Source organism: Mycobacterium sp. (genome assembly GCF_039583785.1).
GTDB lineage: Bacteria > Actinomycetota > Actinomycetes > Mycobacteriales > Mycobacteriaceae > Mycobacterium.
The window spans coordinates 1-20,139 of record NZ_JAVKSG010000063.1 but is presented as its reverse complement, the minus strand read 5'-3'; the positions used below and the strand labels follow the sequence as shown (position 1 = coordinate 20,139).

20 protein-coding genes and 1 pseudogene are annotated in these 20,139 nt (G+C 66.2%); 6 read left to right on the top strand and 15 right to left on the bottom strand.

Annotated elements, in window-relative coordinates; genetic code table 11:
* Positions 1–246: 246 nt before the first annotated feature.
* The 3 genes and pseudogenes from ABDV69_RS16540 to ABDV69_RS16530 form a co-directional block, all read right to left on the bottom strand.
* Positions 247–432: pseudogene (locus ABDV69_RS16540) on the bottom strand (FAD-binding protein); the annotation flags it as partial.
* Positions 433–444: 12 nt separating this feature from the next.
* Positions 445–1,281: an SDR family oxidoreductase gene (locus ABDV69_RS16535; RefSeq protein WP_343576311.1), complete on the bottom strand. Its 837-nt coding sequence runs from the start codon at positions 1,279–1,281 to the stop codon at positions 445–447.
* A gap of 181 nt (positions 1,282–1,462) precedes the next feature.
* Complete coding sequence (locus tag ABDV69_RS16530; protein WP_343576309.1) at positions 1,463–2,362, bottom strand: enoyl-CoA hydratase; 900 nt, start codon at positions 2,360–2,362, stop codon at positions 1,463–1,465.
* Between the two features lie 118 nt (positions 2,363–2,480).
* Between ABDV69_RS16530 and ABDV69_RS16525 the strand changes: the two genes are divergently transcribed.
* From ABDV69_RS16525 to ABDV69_RS16515, 3 genes are all read left to right on the top strand, one after another.
* Positions 2,481–2,645 carry a hypothetical protein gene (locus ABDV69_RS16525; protein WP_343576306.1) on the top strand — a complete coding sequence of 55 codons (165 nt, stop codon included), beginning with the start codon at positions 2,481–2,483 and terminating at the stop codon, positions 2,643–2,645.
* Positions 2,646–4,136: a trehalose-6-phosphate synthase gene (locus tag ABDV69_RS16520; protein WP_343576303.1), complete on the top strand. Its 1,491-nt coding sequence runs from the start codon at positions 2,646–2,648 to the stop codon at positions 4,134–4,136.
* A gap of 79 nt (positions 4,137–4,215) precedes the next feature.
* Entirely contained in the window at positions 4,216–4,743 is a 528-nt protein-coding gene (locus ABDV69_RS16515; RefSeq protein ID WP_343576313.1) for a hypothetical protein, read from the top strand.
* Between the two features lie 16 nt (positions 4,744–4,759).
* Here the strand turns inward: ABDV69_RS16515 and ABDV69_RS16510 are convergent, their stop codons facing one another.
* The 12 genes from ABDV69_RS16510 to ABDV69_RS16455 all read right to left on the bottom strand — a co-directional run bounded on the left by ABDV69_RS16510 (position 4,760) and on the right by ABDV69_RS16455 (position 16,504).
* Entirely contained in the window at positions 4,760–5,242 is a 483-nt protein-coding gene (locus tag ABDV69_RS16510; RefSeq protein ID WP_343576301.1) for a mammalian cell entry protein, read from the bottom strand.
* Positions 5,242–5,919: a mammalian cell entry protein gene (locus ABDV69_RS16505; RefSeq protein ID WP_343576300.1), complete on the bottom strand. Its 678-nt coding sequence runs from the start codon at positions 5,917–5,919 to the stop codon at positions 5,242–5,244. The genes ABDV69_RS16510 and ABDV69_RS16505 overlap by 1 nt, the downstream gene beginning before the upstream one ends.
* Positions 5,916–7,625: an MCE family protein gene (locus ABDV69_RS16500; protein ID WP_343576299.1), complete on the bottom strand. Its 1,710-nt coding sequence runs from the start codon at positions 7,623–7,625 to the stop codon at positions 5,916–5,918. The genes ABDV69_RS16505 and ABDV69_RS16500 overlap by 4 nt, the downstream gene beginning before the upstream one ends.
* Complete coding sequence (locus tag ABDV69_RS16495) at positions 7,625–8,785, bottom strand: MCE family protein (protein ID WP_343576296.1); 1,161 nt, start codon at positions 8,783–8,785, stop codon at positions 7,625–7,627. Before ABDV69_RS16495 ends, ABDV69_RS16500 begins: the two co-directional genes overlap by 1 nt.
* The gene (locus ABDV69_RS16490; RefSeq protein WP_343576294.1) at positions 8,782–10,197 is read right to left on the bottom strand and encodes a virulence factor Mce family protein; all 1,416 of its coding nucleotides are present in this window, start codon (positions 10,195–10,197) and stop codon (positions 8,782–8,784) included. Before ABDV69_RS16490 ends, ABDV69_RS16495 begins: the two co-directional genes overlap by 4 nt.
* A complete protein-coding gene (locus ABDV69_RS16485) occupies positions 10,194–11,264 on the bottom strand; it encodes an MCE family protein (protein WP_343576291.1) in 1,071 nt (356 codons plus the stop codon). Before ABDV69_RS16485 ends, ABDV69_RS16490 begins: the two co-directional genes overlap by 4 nt.
* The gene (locus ABDV69_RS16480) at positions 11,251–12,300 is read right to left on the bottom strand and encodes an MCE family protein (RefSeq protein ID WP_343576288.1); all 1,050 of its coding nucleotides are present in this window, start codon (positions 12,298–12,300) and stop codon (positions 11,251–11,253) included. Before ABDV69_RS16480 ends, ABDV69_RS16485 begins: the two co-directional genes overlap by 14 nt.
* Positions 12,300–13,502, bottom strand: coding sequence for an MCE family protein (locus ABDV69_RS16475; protein ID WP_343576286.1), 1,203 nt, complete (start codon positions 13,500–13,502; stop codon positions 12,300–12,302). Before ABDV69_RS16475 ends, ABDV69_RS16480 begins: the two co-directional genes overlap by 1 nt.
* 7 nt (positions 13,503–13,509) lie before the next feature.
* On the bottom strand, positions 13,510–14,352 hold the full coding sequence (locus tag ABDV69_RS16470) for an ABC transporter permease (protein ID WP_343576284.1): 843 nt from the start codon (positions 14,350–14,352) through the stop codon (positions 13,510–13,512).
* A 5-nt stretch (positions 14,353–14,357) separates the two neighbouring features.
* Positions 14,358–15,122, bottom strand: coding sequence for an ABC transporter permease (locus ABDV69_RS16465; RefSeq protein WP_343576281.1), 765 nt, complete (start codon positions 15,120–15,122; stop codon positions 14,358–14,360).
* Between the two features lie 265 nt (positions 15,123–15,387).
* The gene (locus tag ABDV69_RS16460) at positions 15,388–16,299 is read right to left on the bottom strand and encodes a 3-oxoacyl-ACP reductase (protein ID WP_343576278.1); all 912 of its coding nucleotides are present in this window, start codon (positions 16,297–16,299) and stop codon (positions 15,388–15,390) included.
* Positions 16,300–16,312: 13 nt separating this feature from the next.
* Positions 16,313–16,504, bottom strand: coding sequence for a ferredoxin (locus ABDV69_RS16455; RefSeq protein ID WP_343576276.1), 192 nt, complete (start codon positions 16,502–16,504; stop codon positions 16,313–16,315).
* A 181-nt stretch (positions 16,505–16,685) separates the two neighbouring features.
* Between ABDV69_RS16455 and ABDV69_RS16450 the strand changes: the two genes are divergently transcribed.
* From ABDV69_RS16450 to ABDV69_RS16440, 3 genes are all read left to right on the top strand, one after another.
* Positions 16,686–17,867 (top strand): acyl-CoA dehydrogenase family protein, encoded by a 1,182-nt coding sequence (locus tag ABDV69_RS16450; protein WP_343576273.1) that lies wholly within the window; start codon positions 16,686–16,688, stop codon positions 17,865–17,867.
* Positions 17,868–17,885: 18 nt separating this feature from the next.
* A complete protein-coding gene (locus ABDV69_RS16445; RefSeq protein WP_343576270.1) occupies positions 17,886–18,983 on the top strand; it encodes an acyl-CoA dehydrogenase family protein in 1,098 nt (365 codons plus the stop codon).
* A 2-nt stretch (positions 18,984–18,985) separates the two neighbouring features.
* A partial coding sequence (locus ABDV69_RS16440; protein ID WP_343576268.1) for an AMP-binding protein occupies positions 18,986–20,139 on the top strand: 1,154 nt, incomplete at its 3' end.

The window sequence follows — 20,139 nt, the reverse complement described above, 5'->3', positions numbered from 1 at the left end:
GGCCGCACCGGTCACCAGGATTCGATTGCCGGCTAATCGTTTCATCTGCCCTCCCGTTTCGATCTCACTATGCATCACCACCACTTTCTGCTGCATGTCGCGCGGCGATGAATCCGAACACCATGGCCGGTCCGATGGTGGCTCCGGCGCGCGGTCGATGCCGTCCATCGTCGGATGCGGCAGCGTCGGGTCACCGTAATAATCGAAGGGCAGCGGCTCGATGGTGCGGCCGCGGGACCGTCCGCCGTCGATGTTGGCGGCCGGAACCCTTTCCCCGATGACGGCGTCGAGGTAGCTGCGCACCTCGTCGCGGGAATCGACCAGGCCTTCGCGGTCAAGCGTCGGGTTGTTGGGGATCCAGATGTTGCCGCCGGACAGTGCGGTGCTGCCGCCGTACACGGCAGCTTTTTCGATGATGAGGGTGTCCAGACCGTGGGCGCGTGGTCAGACGACTCCGCGCAGGCCGTCGGCCCCGAACGCCGGCTCCAGCATCGCGGTGAAGTCCGGGCCGCGGCGCAGCAGATGCCCGCCGTCGACGTTGATCACCTGCCCGGTGACCCAGCCCGCAGCGTCGCTGAGCAAAAACATCGCCATGTTGGCGATGTCTTCGGCCTCGCCGACCCTTGGTAGCGGGGTGCACGCCGCATAGTCCTCGGAGAGTTCGGCCGAGCCGGTGATCGGAGCGACCATGTCGGTGCGGATCAGGCCCGGACGGATGCTGTTGACCCGCACCCAGGACGGGCCCAGTTCGTCGGCGGCCAGCTGCATCAGGTGGTCCAGGCCGGCTTTGGTGACGCCGTAGGCGCCAAACCAGCGGTGGGTGTTGCTGGCGGCGATCGAGGAGATGCCGACGAACGACCCGCCGCCCCCGCGCACCATCTCGCGGGCACAGTGCTTGAGCACGTACATGCTGCCGTTGATGTTCAAGTCGACGGTGCGCCGCCAGGCGTCGGAGTCCATCTGGGTGAGCGGGCCGATGGTCAGCGATCCGCCGGCGCAGTGCACGGCACCGTGCAGCCGGCCGTGCCAGGCCGTCGCGGCCTCGACGGCCCGGGTGACCTCGTCTTCGTTGGTGACGTCGGCGGGCTGGTAGCGGATCGCGCCGCCGTCGGCCCCTTTGACCGCGTCGATGGCCTCGGCCGCTGCCGCGAGTCGGTCGGCGTTGCGGCCGACGATCATCACCGACGCGCCGGAGGCGACCAGGCCGGCGGCCACTCCCTTGCCGATCCCGCTGCCACCACCGGTGACCAGGTACGTCCGGTCTTCAAACGAAAGCTGCATGGCAACGCCTTCGCGGCAAAACTGAAACAGGTTCTAGTGATCGAACCACACCCGCCACAGCCGACTCCGAGAGGAGGGGAGGCACGATTTGCCCACCTTCGAGCGAATTGGCACCACCGAGATCGCGAATTCGCTCGAAGGTGGGCACAACGCACACCGCCTCCCCGCCCGGCACCAAAAACTAGGGGGTGTCCTTGCGCGCGATCTTGGTCGACTTCCCGTTGCGCCAATCCTCGACGTCGGGCGGCAGCCCGACCGGGTAGCGGTTCTCGTTGTGGGCCGCCCAGTGCGCGTGACCCAGCTCGTGGATGTGGAACGCGTGCCGCAGCGCCTCGGTGAAGCCCATCGCATCCGACGCGGCGTTCACCGAGTCCTTGATCAGCAGCGCCGCCATGGTGGGGCGCTGCGCGATCCGGCGGGCGAATTCCAGCGTCTTGTCTGCCAGTTCGTCGGCCGGAAAGACCTTGGACACCATGCCCAGCCGGTAGGCCTCGTCAGCATCCAGCGAATCACCGGTCAGCAGCAGCTCTTTGGCCTTACGCGGACCGAATTCCCAAGGGTGAGCGTAATATTCGACGCCCGGCATGCCCAGCCGGACGCCCACCACGTCGCTGAACTTCGCATTGTCCGCGGCAACGATCAGGTCGCACGCCCAGATCAGCATCAGGCCGGCCGAAATCGCGTTGCCCTGCACCTGGGCCACGGTGATCTTGCGCAGATCGCGCCAGCGGCAGGTGTTCTGGAAGTAGTAGTGCCACTCTTGCAGATAGGTCTTCTCCGCGACCGCGTCGCGGGTGGCGCCGTTGATCCGGAAACTCGGCAGTTGCGCGTCTCCGGGGGCCCGCTCGGCGAGGGCCAACTCCGAGCCGAGGTCGTGGCCGGCGGAGAAGTTCTTACCGCGGGCGGCCAGGATCACCACCCGGACGGCGTCGTCGGCCTCGGCGCGCAGGAACGCCTCGTCGAGCTGGACCAGCAAACCGCGGCTCTGCGCATTGTGCGCCTCGGGCCGGCTCAACCAGATCCGCGCGATGCGGCCCTCATCGAGAGTTTCGTAAGCCACCAACTCGTTGGAGTCTGACATCGGCCACCTCATTCGCACAGCGTCGGGAAGTTACACATTACGGCCCGCCCGTAACGCTCTAACCAGGGGGTTGCGGCTGTGTATGCGGCTGACTCCGCACGTCGCCTACAGTTATGACATGCCCGCCAAATCTGACACCCATGAAATCGATGACGTGGAGCCGTTGCCCGACGACACCGCCAGCCAGGCCAGGCGCGTGGTAGCGGCCTACGCGAACGACGCCGACGAGTGCCGCGTGTTCATGTCGATGCTTGGTATCGGGCCCGCGAAGATCGAGGTGTAAATGCCCCCCGCAGGAGGCCAGCGGGCGCAGAGCGCGCCACAAAGCTCGGCCTCCGGTGTGTCCGACTTCGTGGTGGTCGCCAACCGGCTGCCGATCGACATGGAGCGGTTGCCCGACGGCACCGTCAACTGGAAACGCAGTCCGGGTGGTCTGGTCACCGCGCTCGAGCCACTGCTGCGTCGCCGTCGTGGCGCCTGGATCGGCTGGCCGGGAGTCGTCGACGACGATGTGGACGTCGAAGACGAGCCCATCGTCGAGGAAGACCTTCGGCTGCATCCAGTGCGGCTGTCGGCCGCCGACGTCGAAGAGTATTACGAGGGCTTCTCCAACGCCGCGCTGTGGCCGCTGTACCACGACGTCATCGTCAAGCCGATCTACCACCGGGCGTGGTGGGACCGCTACGTCGACGTCAATCGCCGGTTCGCCGTGGCGACGGCCCGCGCAGCCGCCGAGGGCGCGACCGTCTGGGTACAGGACTATCAGCTGCAACTGGTGCCCAAGATGCTGCGTGAGCTGCGGCCCGATCTGACCATCGGGTTTTTTCTGCACATCCCGTTCCCACCGGTCGAGCTGTTCATGCAGATGCCGTGGCGCACCGAGATCGTCGAAGGCTTGTTGGGCGCCGACCTGGTGGGCTTCCATCTCGCCGGCGGCGCGCAGAACTTCCTCATCCTGGCAAGGCGTCTGATCGGCGCCACCACCTCCCGGGGCTCGGTCGGTGTGCGGTCACGATTCGGGGAGGTTGAGCTCGAGGACCGAACCGTGCGAGTGGGGGCATTCCCGATCTCCATCGACTCCGCCGAGCTCGACCGCAAGGGCCGCGACCGCAGCATTCGCCGCCGGGCGAAGGAGATCCGCGCCGAGATGGGCAATCCGCGCAAGGTCCTGCTCGGCGTCGACCGGCTGGACTACACCAAGGGCATCGACGTGCGGCTCAATGCCCTTGTCGAACTGTTCGCCGAGGGCCGCGTCAAAGGCGACGACGCCGTGCTGGTGCAGCTCGCCACCCCCAGCCGCGAGCGGGTGGAGAGCTACCAGAAGTTGCGCGAGGAAATCGAGCGCCAGGTCGGCCACATCAACGGCGAATACGGCGAGGTCGGCCGCCCGGTGGTGCACTACCTGCATCGCCCGGTCCCCCGCGACGAGCTCATCGCCTTCTTCGTGGCCAGCGATGTCATGCTGGTAACCCCGCTGCGCGACGGCATGAATCTGGTGGCCAAGGAGTACGTCGCCTGCCGCAGCGACCTCGGCGGCGCGCTGGTGCTCAGCGAATTCACCGGCGCCGCAGCCGAACTCACGCAGGCCTACCTGGTCAATCCGCACGACCTGAAAGGTGTCAAGGACGCCATCGAGGCGGCGATCAACCAGTCCGACGACGAAGGCCGACGCCGGATGCGGGCGCTGCGACGGCAGGTTCTGACCCACGATGTCGACAAATGGGCCCGGGCATTTCTCGACGCCCTGGCCGGTGGTCATCGACCGAACAGCTGATTCCGTGGTACGGCGGTTTGCGCACTGCGATACTCGACGCATGGCGATCATCTCCCGCGGCCTGACCATCGCCGCAGCCATGACACTCGCCGCTGTGGCAACAGCGGTTCCCGCACAAGCGCTGGGCCCGCCGGCCGACGGCGTGTACACCTTCACCGAAGCCGGCGTGCCCGCGGCGACGTGGCGCATTTCGGCGCTCTGCGATGCGCCCTCAAGGCAGCGGGCGATCCCCGATTTCACCGACCCCGTCATCGCCGCCGACCTCTGCGCGCTGAATGTCGCCAGCACCACAGCGCGCTCGATCAGCCGTGCCGAGAAGATGGCCAATTACGTCGGTCGGGCCCGTTTGACCAGTGACCTGTGGACCTTTCAGGTAGGCAAGCCCAATGGCGTCACATGTCCGGACGGCAGCACGGCGGCGACGACGGACACCTACGCCTTCGACGACGTGTCGCTGGCCGGGACGCATACCAGCATTCACAGTGCCGTCTGCGGCCTGCAGCCGGGGATGACGAAGACTCCGTTCCAGCTGGCCTTCCAGGGGCCGCTGCCCAACCCGGTCGAGCGGTACCCGTTGGACTGCAACGAGATTGGGCAGTGCCGCTGACGCGATGGGTCGCGCGCTAGATCGGCTGAATGTAGTTGATCAGCCACTTGCCGTCGACGCGCCGGTAATCCACCCGCAATCGGCTGCCGTCATAGAGCGGTTGCCGGGTTTTGTCGGTGACCGTTCGGTTCAGGTACACCATCACCGACGCCGAGTTGCGTTGCGCCGCGATCACTCCCACGCCGACCACGCTCGCCTGCACGACGACCTCGCGCTTGCGCGCCTCGGGGATGATCTTCTCGTTGGCGCTCTTCTCGAACTCTTGGCGGTAGGCGGGCGTCAGCAACAGGTACGCAGCACCGAGGCTGCGCTCGACGGTCTGATAGTCGTAGGCGAACACCTCGGGAATCTCTTTGGCGGCCAATGGCGGTAGTGCGGCGCGGGCCGACTGCTCACCGCGGGTTTCGACCCGCTCCCAGTACAGCCAGCCTCCCGCCGCCGCCAGCCCGAGGAAGGCGAGGGTCAGCACGCTCGCGACGGCGGCGATCAACCATCGCATCAATTGCCTCCGTCGGGATACTTCAGGTCGTAGCCGGTCATCGTGCCGTTCTCGTCCTCGTGCACGATGACGCGCATCCGGTAGGGCATCGAAGGCTTGTTGACCCCGTCCAGATCTGTCACCGTGACGCGTATCGACACCAGCACCGACGCGTTGTCGGTAACGCTGTCAATGCTTTCCAGTGCCGCGCCGTTGACCACAGCCTCGGAGTTCGCGTCGGTATGACGGAACAGCGCCTTGATGTTTTCGACGTTGTTGTTGGAGCTGAGCATGCCGTGCAGAGGCCCGCTGGTGCCCTCCACGAACCGGGCGACGCTCTGGTCGATGTTGTCCTGGTTGTAGCTGAACATGTTCACCACGGTTTGCGTGGCGGTGTCGACGAAGCGCTGCGCCCGGAACTCCTCGGCGTCGGCCGCGCGCTGGTCGTGGACCTCCAAACTCACCACGCCGACCAGCGTCGCGATCCCGATACAGCTGGCCGCCAACGCAATCCAGCCGACCCGCCTGGCGTTCGCCGGCCGGCGCGGCGGCGGACCAATCGGGGTGCTGGTCCGGGTGACCGGCGTCGGCGTTGTCTCGGCCCGGACCGTCGTCGCGGCTGCGGCGCCGCCGTGCGGACCGGCGGCCCGCGACGCCCGTCGGCGCGGCGGTCGGGTCGTCGGCTCCTCGTCGCTCACAACTGCCTCGGGTCGCGCATCAAGTCCACCCAGTTCTCCGCGGTCGATACTTTGCCGGGCGCGAAGATACCAGTGCCGCCGGCCGGATCCTGAAAGACTCCGCTGCTGTCGTCGTAGGTGGTGTACGCGGTTCCGTTGGCCTGCGGCACCGGGCCGGGCGGCGGACCCCATGGTTTCTCGGCCGGCGGGTATGGCGCACCGGGCAGTCCCAGCGGAGGCGGTGGCGCCGGAACGGCCTTGGGGAACGGTATCTGCGGGTTTTGGGGTGGATACGGCGACGGCGGAATCCACGCCTGCCGTCCATCAGTTCCGCCGGTGTTGGGCGGTGGCTGGATCGGGAACGGCTGGTTTGGCGCCGGCCCGGGCCCTTCGATCACACCGGGCGGAAGTGGCCCGGCGATCGGTGTTCCCGGATCGGGATCGTTCTCCGGCGGGATGTACGGGTACTTGTTGGGCGGCAGAATATTCAGCCCGTTGGTGACCGGGGTGCCATACGGGATTGGCGGTCCGCGCCACGGGTTGGTACCGATCGGCACGTAACCCTTGGGGTCGCGGCACAACGCGACCGTCGGCGCCCGCTTGCCGGGGAATTCCTGACACGGGTAGTTGCGCGCACCGCGCACTGCCGACGGATCGTTATGCGCGGTCTTGCAGTACATGTCGGTCGGAAGTTCCCGCAGCGTCTCGTCAGCCGGGGTGCGGATCATCGTCGGTGGAATGAACCCGGTGGTGCACGGCGGCGGGTCGACGTTGATCTTGAAGTCGAGCTTGGCGCCCTCGTCCTGGGGTTCGCCGTTGGCCGCGGTGATGATCGCGGCGAACAAGGCCGGAAGTACCACCAACAGCTGCTCGATCGACTTGTGATAGATCACGCCGACCCGGCCCAGGTTCGCCAGGTTCGCCGCCAGCATCGGGAACGACGGACGGATGCCCGAAAACGCCGTGTTGGCCTGATCCACCGCCGGCGGCACGACGGTCAGCAGCGTACGCAACTGCGGATCGGCCTGCCGCACTTCGGATGTGAATCGTGCCAGCCCGTCGGACAACGACCTGATGTCGTTGCCGGAGCGGATCTGGGTTTGCAGGAACGGGCCGACCTGATCGATCAGTTGCGAGGTGTGCGGGAACTCCGCGTTGGCCTGCTCCACCAGCAGCCGAGACGATTCGAGTAGCCGGGCCAACTCCGGGCCGGAGCCGTTGAACGCGGTGAACGTTTCGTGCAGCAACTCCCGCAGCCGGGTGTCGGCGATGCTGTTGACCAGTGTCTCGGACTGGTGCAGCAACGTCGCGATCTCGACGCCGATCGCCGTATTGGCACGATCGATGCGAGATCCGTTGTGCAGCTTGGTCGTCGCCGCATCCTTAGGGGGCACCAGGTCGATGTACTGCTCGCCGATCGCCGACACGCTCTTCACCGCGGCGGTGACGTTCGACGGGACGACGGTGCCGCTGTTCAACCGCATCACCGCGTCGACGCCATTGGAGGTGAGGCCCACCGAGTCGACCCGGCCTACCGCTACGCCGCGGTAGGTCACGTTGGCGTTCTTGTACAGCCCGCCGCCGGCGACGAAACTCGCTGTCACGCGGTACGTTCCGATGCCCAGCGCGGCCGGCAACCGCAGGTAGAAGATCGCCATGATGACAACGGTGACCACCGTGACCACGGCGAAAATGCCCAGTTGGACGCGAGTCAGTCGATCCAGCATCAGTTGTTCCCTGCTGGTGTGCCCGGCGGGATCTTGAACGGATCCGCGGCCTGCCCGGAAAGGTTGGCCATTTCACCGAGCAGAAAGTCCGGCGGGTTGAGGATGTCGTTCATGTGCAACATGTTCGGGTCCAGCGGGTAGGACGTGGTGAAAAATGTCTCGCCCAGTCGTCGGACGGTGAGGTCGAAGGTGGTGAACACGTTGAGGTAGTCGCCGCGCACGGCCTGCTTGATACCGAAGTTCGGGAACGGGAATGTCAGCAGCAACTGCATCGACGTCACGAAGTTCCTGCGGTTGTCGGCCAGCGCTTTGGTGTTGGCGTAGATGTGCTTGAGATCCGCGGCGAAGTCCACCTTGGTTTGCGAAAGCACCTGCGACGTCACCACTGCCACTTTCCTGAGCGCACCGAACGCCTCGACGATCTTGTCCCGGTTCTTGTTGAGCACCCGCAGCGCCTCGGGAAGCGTCTCCAGCGTCCGCCCGAGGCTGTCCTTGTTGTTGGCCAGAATCGACGAGAACCGGTCCAGTCCGTCGATGGCGGCCACGATGTCGTTGACCTGGTTGGTCAACCCCGCGGTGAGTTCGGCCAACCGAGGCACCAGATTGGTGAACTGGCCCTGCTGGCCTGCGACCGCCTGGTAGGTCTCGTCGGTAATCTCCTGCAGCGCGCCGAGATTACCCTTGTTGACCACCACACCTAGCGCGGAGAACACTTCCTCGGTGGTCGGGAAGCGACTGGTCCGCGACTCCTGGATGGTCGAACCGTCGACCAGCCTGCCGACCGGTGGCTGATTCGACGGTGCGGCCAGATCGACGTGCTGGGAACCCAGCAGCGAGGTCTGCGCCACCCGGGCAATCGCGTTGGCGGGCAACACCACATTGCGGTCCAACGCCAGCTTGACCGCGGCGTAGAAGCTCCCGTCGCTGCGCTGCATCGCGTCGATGCCCGAGACGCTGCCCACCGTGACGTCGTCGACCATGACCGGCGAGTTCTGTGGCAGGGTCGCCACGTCGGCCAGATCGACCGTGATCGAATACGAGCCCGCGCCGTGGCCGGCCGTGCCGGGTAAGTCGATCGAGTTCAAGCCACCGAACTGGCAGCCCGCCAGCAACGCGCTGCCGGCCACTAATGCGCCGCCGCGCACCATGTTCCGCTTCATCGGCCCGCCCCCTGCTCGGCCGGTAGCGGGCCAGGGGCGGCCGGCGCCGCGGGAGCCGGACCCGGCCGCGGACCGAACGGGGTGTTCGCCGGAGCGGGGACGCTGGGGGCCGCGCCGTTGGGCGCTGCCTGCGGAACCATCAGCGCCTGCAGGTCGGTCGGGTTGGGCGGATGCGCACCGGGCGCCGGTATCCAGTGCAGATCCGGAATCGGTGTCTGCGACTTGGCCTGAGTGGCCGGGGTGTCGTAGATGACCTGACCCTTGTACGCGGTGATCGAGTTCAGCGGATGGAACATGATGGGCGGATAGTTGAACGTCAACCGGCGCAAGGGCGGCCCCAACCGCTCGCGACAGATCTCGGCACGCTTGTAATAATCGGGCGCGGATATCCCGCCCACGGTGTCGAACGAACCGCCGCAGATGAACTGCACCGGGTTGGCGAACTCCGGGAGCGAGATGAGCCCGTTCAGCGTTCCCTGCGCGGGGTCGTAGATGTTGTAGAAGTTGGCGATACCGGGCCCAGCGACGTGCAGCACCTGCTCGATGTCTTCACTCTGGTCGCTCAGCACCTGGGTCAAGTCGGTGAGTTTGTTGACCGTTCCGATCAGCGTCGAGTTGTTCTGCTGCAGAAACCCTTTGACGTCGACCAGCGCCTGGTTCAGGGCGCCGAGCGTGTTGTCCAGGTGCGACGAGCTCTTGGCCAGGACCTGCGAGACCGAGGCCACCTGCCCGGCGAACGACACAATCTGCTCGTTGCTTGCCGACAGCGCGTCGACCAGCACTTGCAGGTTCTTGACCGTGCCGAAGATGTCGGTGCGCGAATCGCCCAAGCGGCCGGCGGCTTGCGAAAGCTCGCGCAGCGAGGCGCGGAACGAATCGCCGTTGCCGTTGAAGGTATCCGCGGCTTGGTTGATCGCCTTGCCCAACGGGCCCTGCAGTTGCCCGGCCGCGGGACTGAGTTGTGTGGCCAGATCGGTCAGCGATTGCTTGACCTCGTCCCATTCCACCGGGACCGCGGTCTTGGACAGCGCGATGGTCGCCCCGTCGGGCAACGCCGGCCCGCTGCTGTATGCGGGTGCGAGCTGAATGAACCGCGCCGCGACCAGATTCGGCGACATGATGACCGCGCGAGCATCCGCGGGGACCTTGACGTCACGGTTCACCGACATGGTGATTTTGACGTCTTCGGGGCGCGGTTCGATCGACTCGATGGTGCCGACCGGCACGCCGACGATCCGGATCTGGTCGCCCGGGTACAGCCCTACCGCGGAGGTGAAGTAGCCGACGATCTTGTTGCCGGTGCGGCCCGGCCAGACCAGATAGGCACCCAAAGCAAGCGAAACGGCAAGCAGCACAGCCAACGTCAGCCGCAGGCCGCGGCGACGTTCGTGTAGGGCGGAGGCGATGGTCATGGCGACTGCGGCCTCAATTTCCAGCGCTCCTGGACCAGCCCGCGCAGGTAGTCGGCGAAGCTGTTCGGCAGCTTGCCGGGCTGGAACACGGCGTCGAACATCATGCCGACGATCGGCGCCGGCACCGCACCGTAGACATTCACGTTGAACCCGGGCCCCGAACCGACCACCTCACCGAGCGTGGTGGCGTAGGGGGGCAGCCGTTTCAGCGCTTCGCTGATGTAGTCGCGGCGTTCGTTGAGGTCGTCGAGCACCGTGTTGAGCTTGCTCAACGCCGGCCCGAACTCCTTACGGTTGTCGGCGACGAAGCCGGAAAGCTGTGCCGAGACGCCGTCGATACCGGAGATCAACTCCGCCAGCGCGGCACGGCGTGCATCGAGGGCCGCAAACAACTGGTTGCCGTCGACGATCAGCTTGTTCACCTGACCGGCTCGCTCGGCGAGTACGCCGGTCACCGACTTGGCGTGCGCCAGAAGCTGTTCCAGCGCTTCGTCGCGGGTGTTCAGAGTGTGTGACAGTGAGGTGATGCCGTCCAGTGCCCCGCGCAGTTGCGGGGTGGCGTCGTGGAAGGCGTCGGTGAGAACCTTCAGCGACTTCTCGAACTGAGCCTTGTCCAGGTCGCCGGCGTTGTGACCCAGGTCTTCCAGCGCGGAGCCCAGGGCATAGGGCGTGGTGGTCCGACTCAACGGAATGGAGGTGGCGATGCCCGTTCCGGCCGGAGTAATCGCAACCGCACGCTGCCCGAGGATGGTCTCGGTCCGGATCGCCGCCAGCGAACTGTTCCCCACGTTGATGTGACGATCGACGGTGAAGGCGACCTTTGCGGTGTCGCCGGCGAGGGTAACCGCTTGCACCTTACCGACTTTGATACCGGAAACGTAGACGTCGTTGCCGGGGCTGATCCCGCCGGCATCGGCGAAGTAGGCGGTATACGGCCGGCCCTGCGGCCAGAACGGCAACGAGCTGTAGCCGAACGCGACCAGGACGACACATACAACCAGCACCACACCGAAGATTCCGGTGCGGAGCGGGTCGCGGTCGCGGCGGTCGGTGCTACTTGTTGACAAAAGCGCACCTGCCCTTGCTCGGATCCACCTGGCCACCCATCGGGATGAGGATGTCGCTGCCGGCCGGGCCGTTGATCTTCAGCGACACCGAACAGAAGTAGATGTTGAAGTACGCACCGTAGGCGCCGAGCGCGGACAGCCGAAGGTAGTCCTCGCCGAGTTGCTCGATGTCGTTGTTCACCTCGGGCAGTCGGTCGTTGATCTCATTGGCCAGCGGCCTGGTGTTCTCCAGGACCCCTTGTAGCGGCCGACGGGAGTGCTTCAGCAAGTCGGTGAGGTCCGACGTGGTGGTGGCTAGCGGCGGGATCGCGCCGGCTATCGCGTCGCGACCTTCGGCCAGTCCGGTGATCAACTTCTGCAACTGGTCGACGGCATCGGAGAACTGCGCGCCCTTGGCGTCGACGGTGCTCAGCACGGCGCCGAGATTGGTGATCACGTCGCCGATAGCCCGGTCACGCGCACCGAGCGTCGACCCGAACGCGTTAGTGTTGGCCAGCAAGTTGGACAACGCCCCGCCCTGGCCCTGCAGCAGGTCGACCACATAGCTACTGATCGTGTTGATCTTGTCGGCATCCAGTCCCTTGAGCACCGGACGCAGGCCACCCAGCAACGCGTCGAGGTCCAACGCTGGCTGGGTGTGCCGCTGGTCAATGGTCCCGCCCGGCGCAAGCCTGCGCAATTCCCCAGGCCCTGAGGCGATTTCCAGGAATCGGTCACCGACCAGGTTGTCGTAGCGGATCAACGCGCGGGTCGACGAGTACAGCGTGTAGCGCTTGTCCACCGTGAAAGACACGTCCACCGTGTTGTTCGGGTTGAGCTTGACGTCCTTGACCGCGCCGACCGGCACCCCGGCGATCCGAACCTTCTGGTTGCCCTTCAGCCGGCTCGCGTCGATGAAGTTGGCGTGGTAGGTGTTCGACGGCCCGAATCGGAACTCGCCGAACGTCACCACCAACCCGACCGCCACCAGCAGCATGGTGACCGTGAAGATGCCGACCTTGATCATGATCGAGCGCTGGGATTCGTAGCCGCCCATCAGAAGTCGTCCCGCTCGGCGAACGCGCCGTGGAACAACCACTGCAGCGTCGAGGGGGCGTCCACCTGGAGTTCGGTGAACGGCTCATACGGGATGTTCGCGTTGTCGGTCACCAGGAACGGAGCGCGATACCAGGAACCGCTGGTCTGCTTGGTCGGCAAGTCCGGCAGCCCACGGCAATTCGGGCCGCCCGAAGCGTTGACGATCGGAAGGCTCTCGGGATAGGTGTACGACGGTGCGCCCAGGATGAAACTCGACGAGGTGAACAGGCCAGCCTTTCTGACACCCAGAATGGGCGCGAATTCCTTGATACCCCGGTCGATGGATCCGAACAGGCAGCCGAATTCCGGCGAATAGTCTGCGGCGACCTTCAGCGGGGCGCGCAATCGTTTGATCGCGTCGATCAAGTTCTGCTGGGCCGGTGCCAGTGTGTCATAAGCGTTGTCGGACAATCCGATTGCCGACAGCAGGCTGGTGTTGAGATTGGTCTGCTGGTCCACCACGGTCTTGGCGATGGTGGGCGTGTTGTTGAAAACGGTGACGAGGTCCGGCGCGGCGTCTGCGTAGATGTTGGCGACGGCGGCGGTCTTGCGGAAGTCTTGCGCCAGGGTGGGCAGCTTCGGATTGAGCTGGCGGGTCAGGGTATTCAGACCCGCCAGAACGCCACCCAGGTCGTGGCCGTGGCCTCGCAGGCCTTCGGCCAACGCGCTCAGCGTGCCGTTCAACTCGACGGGATCGATCTTCTGCAGCAGTCCGATCAGCGACTGGAACAGCGTATTGACTTCCAACGAGACCGCCGAGACGCCCAGATGCGCACCCGGCCGCAATGCCGCGGGGGACGGATCCTTGGGCGGGATGAACTCGACCGACTTGGCGCCGAAGATGGTGCTGCTGGCGATGTGGACGGCGGCGTTAGACGGGATGAAGTGCAGTTCGCCGTCGTCGATGGCCAGTCGCAGGTGCGCCTGCCCGCCCGCATAGCTGATGTCGTCGACCTTGCCGATCTGGATGCCGCGGTACTTCACCTTGTTGCCGCGGTCCATCTCGAGGCCGGCGCGCGGCGCGGTGAGCGTGACGGTGTCGGTCCGGGAGAACGCCGCCGTGTAGGACAGGTAGGTCAGCACCGCGAACGCCACCAGCAGAGCGGCCAGCAGCGCCGCTGCCAGCCTGACGTGAGTGCGTTTCGCACCGGTACTTGCCACTGTCCCCTTACCCGGAAAGATTGAAATTACCGGACGCGCCGTAGACGGCCAGCGAGATGCACAACGTAATGACGACGACCACGATCAGCGAGGTGCGCACCGCCTGACCGACCGCCAGGCCGACGCCCACCGGACCGCCAGAAGCGTTGTAGCCGTAGTAGGTATGGATCAGCATCACTGCGATCGACATCACGATGGCTTGTAGGAACGACCACAGCAGGTCGGTGGGAATCAGGAAGGTGTTGAAGTAGTGGTCATACAGACCGGCCGACTGCCCGTTGATGAAGACCGTGGTGGAGCGCGCGGCGAAGAACGAGGCCAGCACCGCAAGGGAATACAGCGGGACGATCGCGATCAAGCCCGCGATCAGCCGGGTCGACACCAGGTAGGACACCGAGTGCACGGCCATCGACTCGATCGCGTCGATCTCCTCGGCCACCCGCATGGCGCCCAGTTGGGCCGTGGTGCCGGCGCCGATGGTGGCGGCCAACGCGATCCCGGCGACCACCGGAGCGACGATGCGGACATTGAGAAAGGCCGACAGGAATCCGGTCAATGCTTCGATGCCGATGTTGCCCAACGACTCGTAGCCCTGCACCGCGATCACACCGCCTGACGCCAGCGTCAAAAACGCCGCGACGCCGACGGTTCCGCCGATGAGCACCAATGCGCCTGTGCCCATGGTCATTTCGGCAATCAGCCGAATGGTCTCTTTGCGGTACCGGGTGAGCGCGTTCGGGATGTAGCGCATCGATTCGCCGTAGAACAGGGCCTGCTCACCGAAACTGTCGACCGGCCCGGCGAACCGATGCAAGAAGCGGCGGATGCGCAGCGTGGCGTCGTAACTCATTGGCATTACCGGGCCAGCACTCGAACGCCGATGGCCGTCACGATCACGTTGATCACGAACAGGCAGATGAACGCGTAGACCACCGTCTCGTTGACCGCGACCCCGACGCCTTTCGGGCCACCCTTGACCGTCAGCCCCCGATAGCAGCCGACCAGACCAGCGACCACGCCGAACAGCAACGCCTTGAACTCGGACAGCACCAACTCGCCGAGGTGGGTCAGCACGGTCAAGCCGTTGACGAACGCGCCCGGGTTGACGCCCTGCAGCAGCACCGAGAATGCGTAGCCACCGGCGATGCCGATCGCCGAGACCAGACCGTTGAGGAGCAGCGCCACGAACGTCGACGCCAGCACCCTGGGGACCACCAGACGCTGGATCGGATCGATGCCCAGCACCCGCATCGCGTCGATCTCCTCACGAATGGTGCGCGCACCCAAGTCGGCGCAGATCGCGGTGGCGCCGGCACCGGCCACCACCAACACCGTGACGACGGGGCCCAGCTGGGTGATGGTTCCGAATGCGGTGCCCGCGCCGGAGAGGTCGGCGGCGCCGATCTCGCGGAGCAGGATGTTGAGCGTGAAGGCCACCAGCACGGTGAACGGAATGGCCACCAGCAACGTCGGGATCAGCGACACCCGGGCGATCATCCAGGTCTGGTCGAGGAACTCACGAAACTGGAAGGGGCGCGCAAATGTCTTGCGGAAAGTCTCCAGTGACATCTCGACGAAACCGCCCACGGCCCGAGCCGGAACCGCGAGCTGTTCGATCACCTGGTCCCCTTCTCGCGCGGGATGTCTCCCACCTGCAAAGCGAAGCTCCTGTGCCCCCGGTTGCGCCGCCTCGGCGTGATTCCGCGCAGCGGCGTCCGCGTGAGCGCGCCAATGGTAACTAGAACAAGTTCACCGTGTCAAAGAACCGCAGAATTTGACAAATGTCAGTAACCTAGCAGGTCAGAGCTTTTGTGATGCAGATCATTCTGGAACGTGTTCTAGTTGATTTCGACTTCGATACCGGCCGTCTCGCGGGGCCGGCCGATCACTGCATCAACGCGGTGGCCGCAAAGTTGCGCTCCGGGTCGCGGCCGGCGAAGTAATCCTGCATCGCCTCGCTCAGCTGGCCCGGATCCCAGGCCTGGGCGGCTGTCGCGAACCGATGCTCCACGGTCGGCGCCGCCACCAGCGTCACCTGCGGTCCGTACACGATGAACACCTGGCCGTTGACGTCTTTGGCCGCGGGAGATGCCAGAAAGCACACCAGGGTCACGACGTGCTCCGGCGAGAGCGGGTCGATCTCACCGTCGGCCACCTCGGGTGCGTCGCCGAAGACGTCCGCTGTCATCGCGGTCCGGGCCCGCGGGGCGATCGCGTTGGCGCACACCCCGTATCGGCCCAGCGCCCGCGCCGCGGTCAGGGTGAGCGCGGAGATGCCGGCCTTGGCGGCGCCGTAGTTGGCCTGTCCGACCGGGCCGACCAACCCCGCCTCCGACGAGGTGTTGATCAGGCGTCCGTAGATCGAGCCGCCGGCGTCTTTGGCCTTGGACCGCCAATAGGTTGCGGCGTTCCGCGTCAACAGGAAGTGGCCGCGCAGGTGCACGGCGATCACCGCGTCCCACTCCTCGTCGGACATGTTGAACAGCATCCGGTCACGGGTGATCCCGGCGTTGTTCACCACGATGCCCAGTCCGCCCAATCCGTCTGCGGTGCTGACCAATTCGTCGGCCGTATGGCGCTGGCTGATGTCACCCGGGACCGCCACCGCTGTAGCGCCGGCAGAGGCGATCTCGTCGATCACGTCGGAGGCGTCCAGGGCGGCGGCGATGTCGTTGACCACGACGGTGGCGCCGGCGCGGGCCAGGCCGATCGCCTCGGCACGGCCAAGCCCTGCGGCCGCGCCGGTAACCACCGCGACCTTTCCGGACAGGTCGATCGTGTGCAGGCTGCTAGTCAATGTATGACGGCCTCTAGTCTTCGCGGATCAAGGCGGCGCGCGGGCATTCCGCGATCGCCTGCTCTGCCAGTGACTCCTGGGCGGCCGGCACCGGGTCGGCCTTCACCACCGCGTAATCCTCGTCGTCGAGGTCGAAGATATCCGGTGCGATTCCCAAGCACAGCGCGTTACCCTCGCACCGGTCGTGGTCGACTTTCACCCGCACGACGTTCCTCCTTGAGTGATGGCGTCCAATCGGTATGCCCACCATACGACCAGTCGCGGTCGCGTCCGCAGAACGGTCGCTGGACGCCTGAGACTAGAACGTGTTACAACCTCAGGATGGGGATGGGTAGCCGACCATGCAGGCTGCGCAGACCTCATCGATGACTGGAGGGCGGCGAAGAATGCGCATCAGTTACACCCCGGAGCAGGAGGAGTTGCGCCGCGAGCTGCGGTCGTACTTCGCCACGCTGATCACCCCGGAGCGCCGTGCGGCGCTGAGCTCGACGTCGGGCGAGGTCGGCGAGGGCAACGTCTACCGCGACACCGTCGCGCAGATGGGCCGCGACGGATGGCTCACCCTGAACTGGCCCAAGGAGTATGGCGGCCAGGGCCGCTCGCCGATGGACTCGCTGATTTTCACCGACGAGGCCGCGATCGCCGGCGCGCCGGTGCCGTTCCTGACCATCAACAGCGTCGCGCCGACGATCATGGCCTTCGGCACCGAGGAGCAGAAGACGTTCTTCTTGCCGCGCATCGCCGCGGGGGAACTGCACTTCTCGATCGGCTACTCCGAGCCCGGCGCCGGCACCGACCTGGCGAACCTGCGGACCACCGCGGTGCGCGACGGTGACGACTACGTGGTCAACGGGCAGAAGATGTGGACCAGCCTGATCGCCTACGCCGACTACGTCTGGCTGGCCGTGCGCACCAACGCGCACGCCAAGAAGCACCGCGGCATCTCGATGCTGATTATGCCGACCACCGCCGAGGGGTTCTCCTGGACGCCGGTGCACACCATGTCCGGCGTCGACACCAGCGCCACCTACTACTCCGACGTCCGCGTTCCGGTGGCCAACCGGGTCGGCGAGGAGAACGCCGGCTGGAAACTGGTGACCAACCAGCTCAACCACGAGCGCGTCGCGCTGGTGTCCGCCATGCCGATCATCATGGCGCTCAACCAGGTTCGCGAGTGGGCGCAGAACACCAAGGACCACACCGGCGCCCGACTGATCGACTCGGAGTGGGTGCAGCTCAACCTGGCCCGGGTGCACGCAGGAGTCGAGGTGCTCAAGCTGATCAACTGGGAGCTGGCCTCGGCCGACGACGCCGCACCGTCACCGGCGGACGCTTCGGCGGCCAAGGTGTACGGCACCGAATTGGCCACCGAGGCCTACCGACTGCTGATGGAGGTGCTCGGCACCGCGGCGACGCTGCGCCAGGATTCGCCCGGTGCGTTGTTGCGCGGCCGCGTCGAGCGGATGCACCGGGCGTGTCTGATCCTGACCTTCGGCGGCGGCACCAACGAGGTGCAACGCGACATCATCGGCATGGTGGCGCTCGGCCTGCCCCGAGCCAACCGCTAACGACCTGACGGAGAACCCATGGACTTCACCACAACCGAAGCCGCCGACGATCTCGGCGGCCTGGTCACCACCATCGTCGACGCGGTGTGTACGCCCGAACATCAGCGCACGCTCGACGGCCTCGACCAACGCTTCGACCGTGAGCTCATGCGCAAACTGATCGACGCCGACATCCTGTCCACCGCCGCACCGGAGTCGTTGGGCGGGGGCGGTTTCGGGGTGCTCGAGCAGACCGCCGTCTTGGTCGCTCTCGGTCGCCAGTTGGCGGCTGTCCCCTATCTGGACTCGGTGGTGCTGGCCGCCGGCGCGCTGGCCCGGTTCGGCTCGGCTGAGCTGCAACAGCAGTGGGGCACTCCCGCGGTGTCCGGCTCGAAGATCCTCGCCGTCGCGCTGGACGGCGAGATGGGCGACGGACCGGTTCAGGCTGCCAGTTCCGGTGGGGGCTTCCGGCTGACCGGGACCCGCACCCAGATCGGCTATGGGCCGGTGGCCGACGCTTTTCTGGTGCCGGCCGAAACCGATTCCGGCACTTCGGTTTTCTTGGTTGCCGCCGATGACCCCGGTGTCACGGTGACGGCGCTGGACACCACCGGGTTGGGCAGCATCGGGCAGCTGCGGCTAGACGGCGTCGAGATTTCCAGCGGGCGGGTGGTCGGCGGTGACGAGGTGGTCGGCTGGCTCGGCACCCTGGGCGCGTTGGGCCGCAGCGCGTTTCAGCTCGGCGTGCTGGAACGCGGGCTGCAGATGACCGCCGAATACGCCCGGACTCGTGAGCAGTTCGACCGCCCGATCGGCAGCTTCCAGGCGGTGGGCCAACGGCTGGCCGACGCCTACATCGACGTCAAGGGTCTGCGGCTGACCCTGACCCAGGCGGCGTGGCGGCTCAGCGAGGATCTACCCGCCGACACCGAAGTGGCGACCGCGGCGTTCTGGGCGGCCGATGCCGGACACCGGGTGGCGCACAGCATCGTGCACATCCACGGCGGGGTCGGCATCGACACCGACCACCCGGTGCACCGATACTTTTTGGCCGCCAAGCAAACCGAGTTCGCGGTGGGTGGGGCGACGGGCCAACTGCTCAAGATCGGCCGCGAACTGGCGGACACCCCCGCCTAGCCGTGACACAGCCGCTTCCTACCGTCGCCAGCCTGCTGGCCCCGCTGGTCGACATCGGCGATCGGGGCGTCTACTTCGAGGATTCGTTCGTCAGTTGGCGCGACCATCTCCGCCATGGTGCCGCGGTCGCTTCGGCTTTGCGGGCCCGGCTCGACCCGAGCCGGCCGCCGCACGTCGGGGTGCTGCTGGAGAACACGCCGGTGTTCTCCTCGGTGTTGGTGGCCGCGGGGATGACGGGGATCATTCCGGTCGGTCTGAACCCGGTGCGCCGGGGAGACGCGCTGGTCCGCGACATCGCGCACGCGGACTGCCAACTGGTGCTGGCCGACTCGAATTCCGCCGGGACACTGGTCGGCATCGACCACATCGACGTCGACTCGGGCGAGTGGGCTGCCGAGGTCGCCGCTCGTCAGGACGTGCCGGTGCGGTTTCAGTCGGCATCGCCCGACGACCTGTTCATGCTGATCTTCACCTCGGGCACCAGCGGTGATCCCAAAGCCGTAATGTGCAGCCACGGCAAGGTCGCGGTCGCCGGCGTGACAATGTCCGACCGGTTCGGCCTCGGGCCGGCCGACGTCTGTTACGCGTCGATGCCGTTGTTCCATTCCAACGCGGTCCTGGTCGGGTGGGCGGTGGCGCTGGCCTGCCGCGGCTCACTGGTGTTGCGGCGCAAGTTCTCCGCGTCCGGTTTTCTGCCGGACATCCGCCGCTACGGCGCCACCTACGCCAACTACGTCGGCAAGCCGCTGTCCTACGTGCTGGCCACCCCCGAGAGTCCCGACGACGCCGACAATCCGTTGCGGGCGGTGTACGGCAACGAGGGGGCACCCGCCGACATCGACCGTTTCGGAGCGCGGTTCGGCTGCCGGGTGGTCGACGGGTTCGGGTCGACCGAGGGCGGAATCGCCATCGGTCGCACACCAGACACCCCGCCGGGCGCGTTGGGGCCGCTGCCCGACGACGTGCAGATCATCGACGTCGACACCGGGCAGCCGTGCCCGGTCGGTGTAGTCGGCGAATTGGTCAACGTCACCGGCGCAGGGCGTTTCGAAGGCTACTACAACGATCCCGAAGCCAACGCGCAGCGGATGGCGGGCGGTGTCTATCACAGTGGCGACCTCGCGTACCGCGACGAGGGCGGCTACGCCTACTTCGC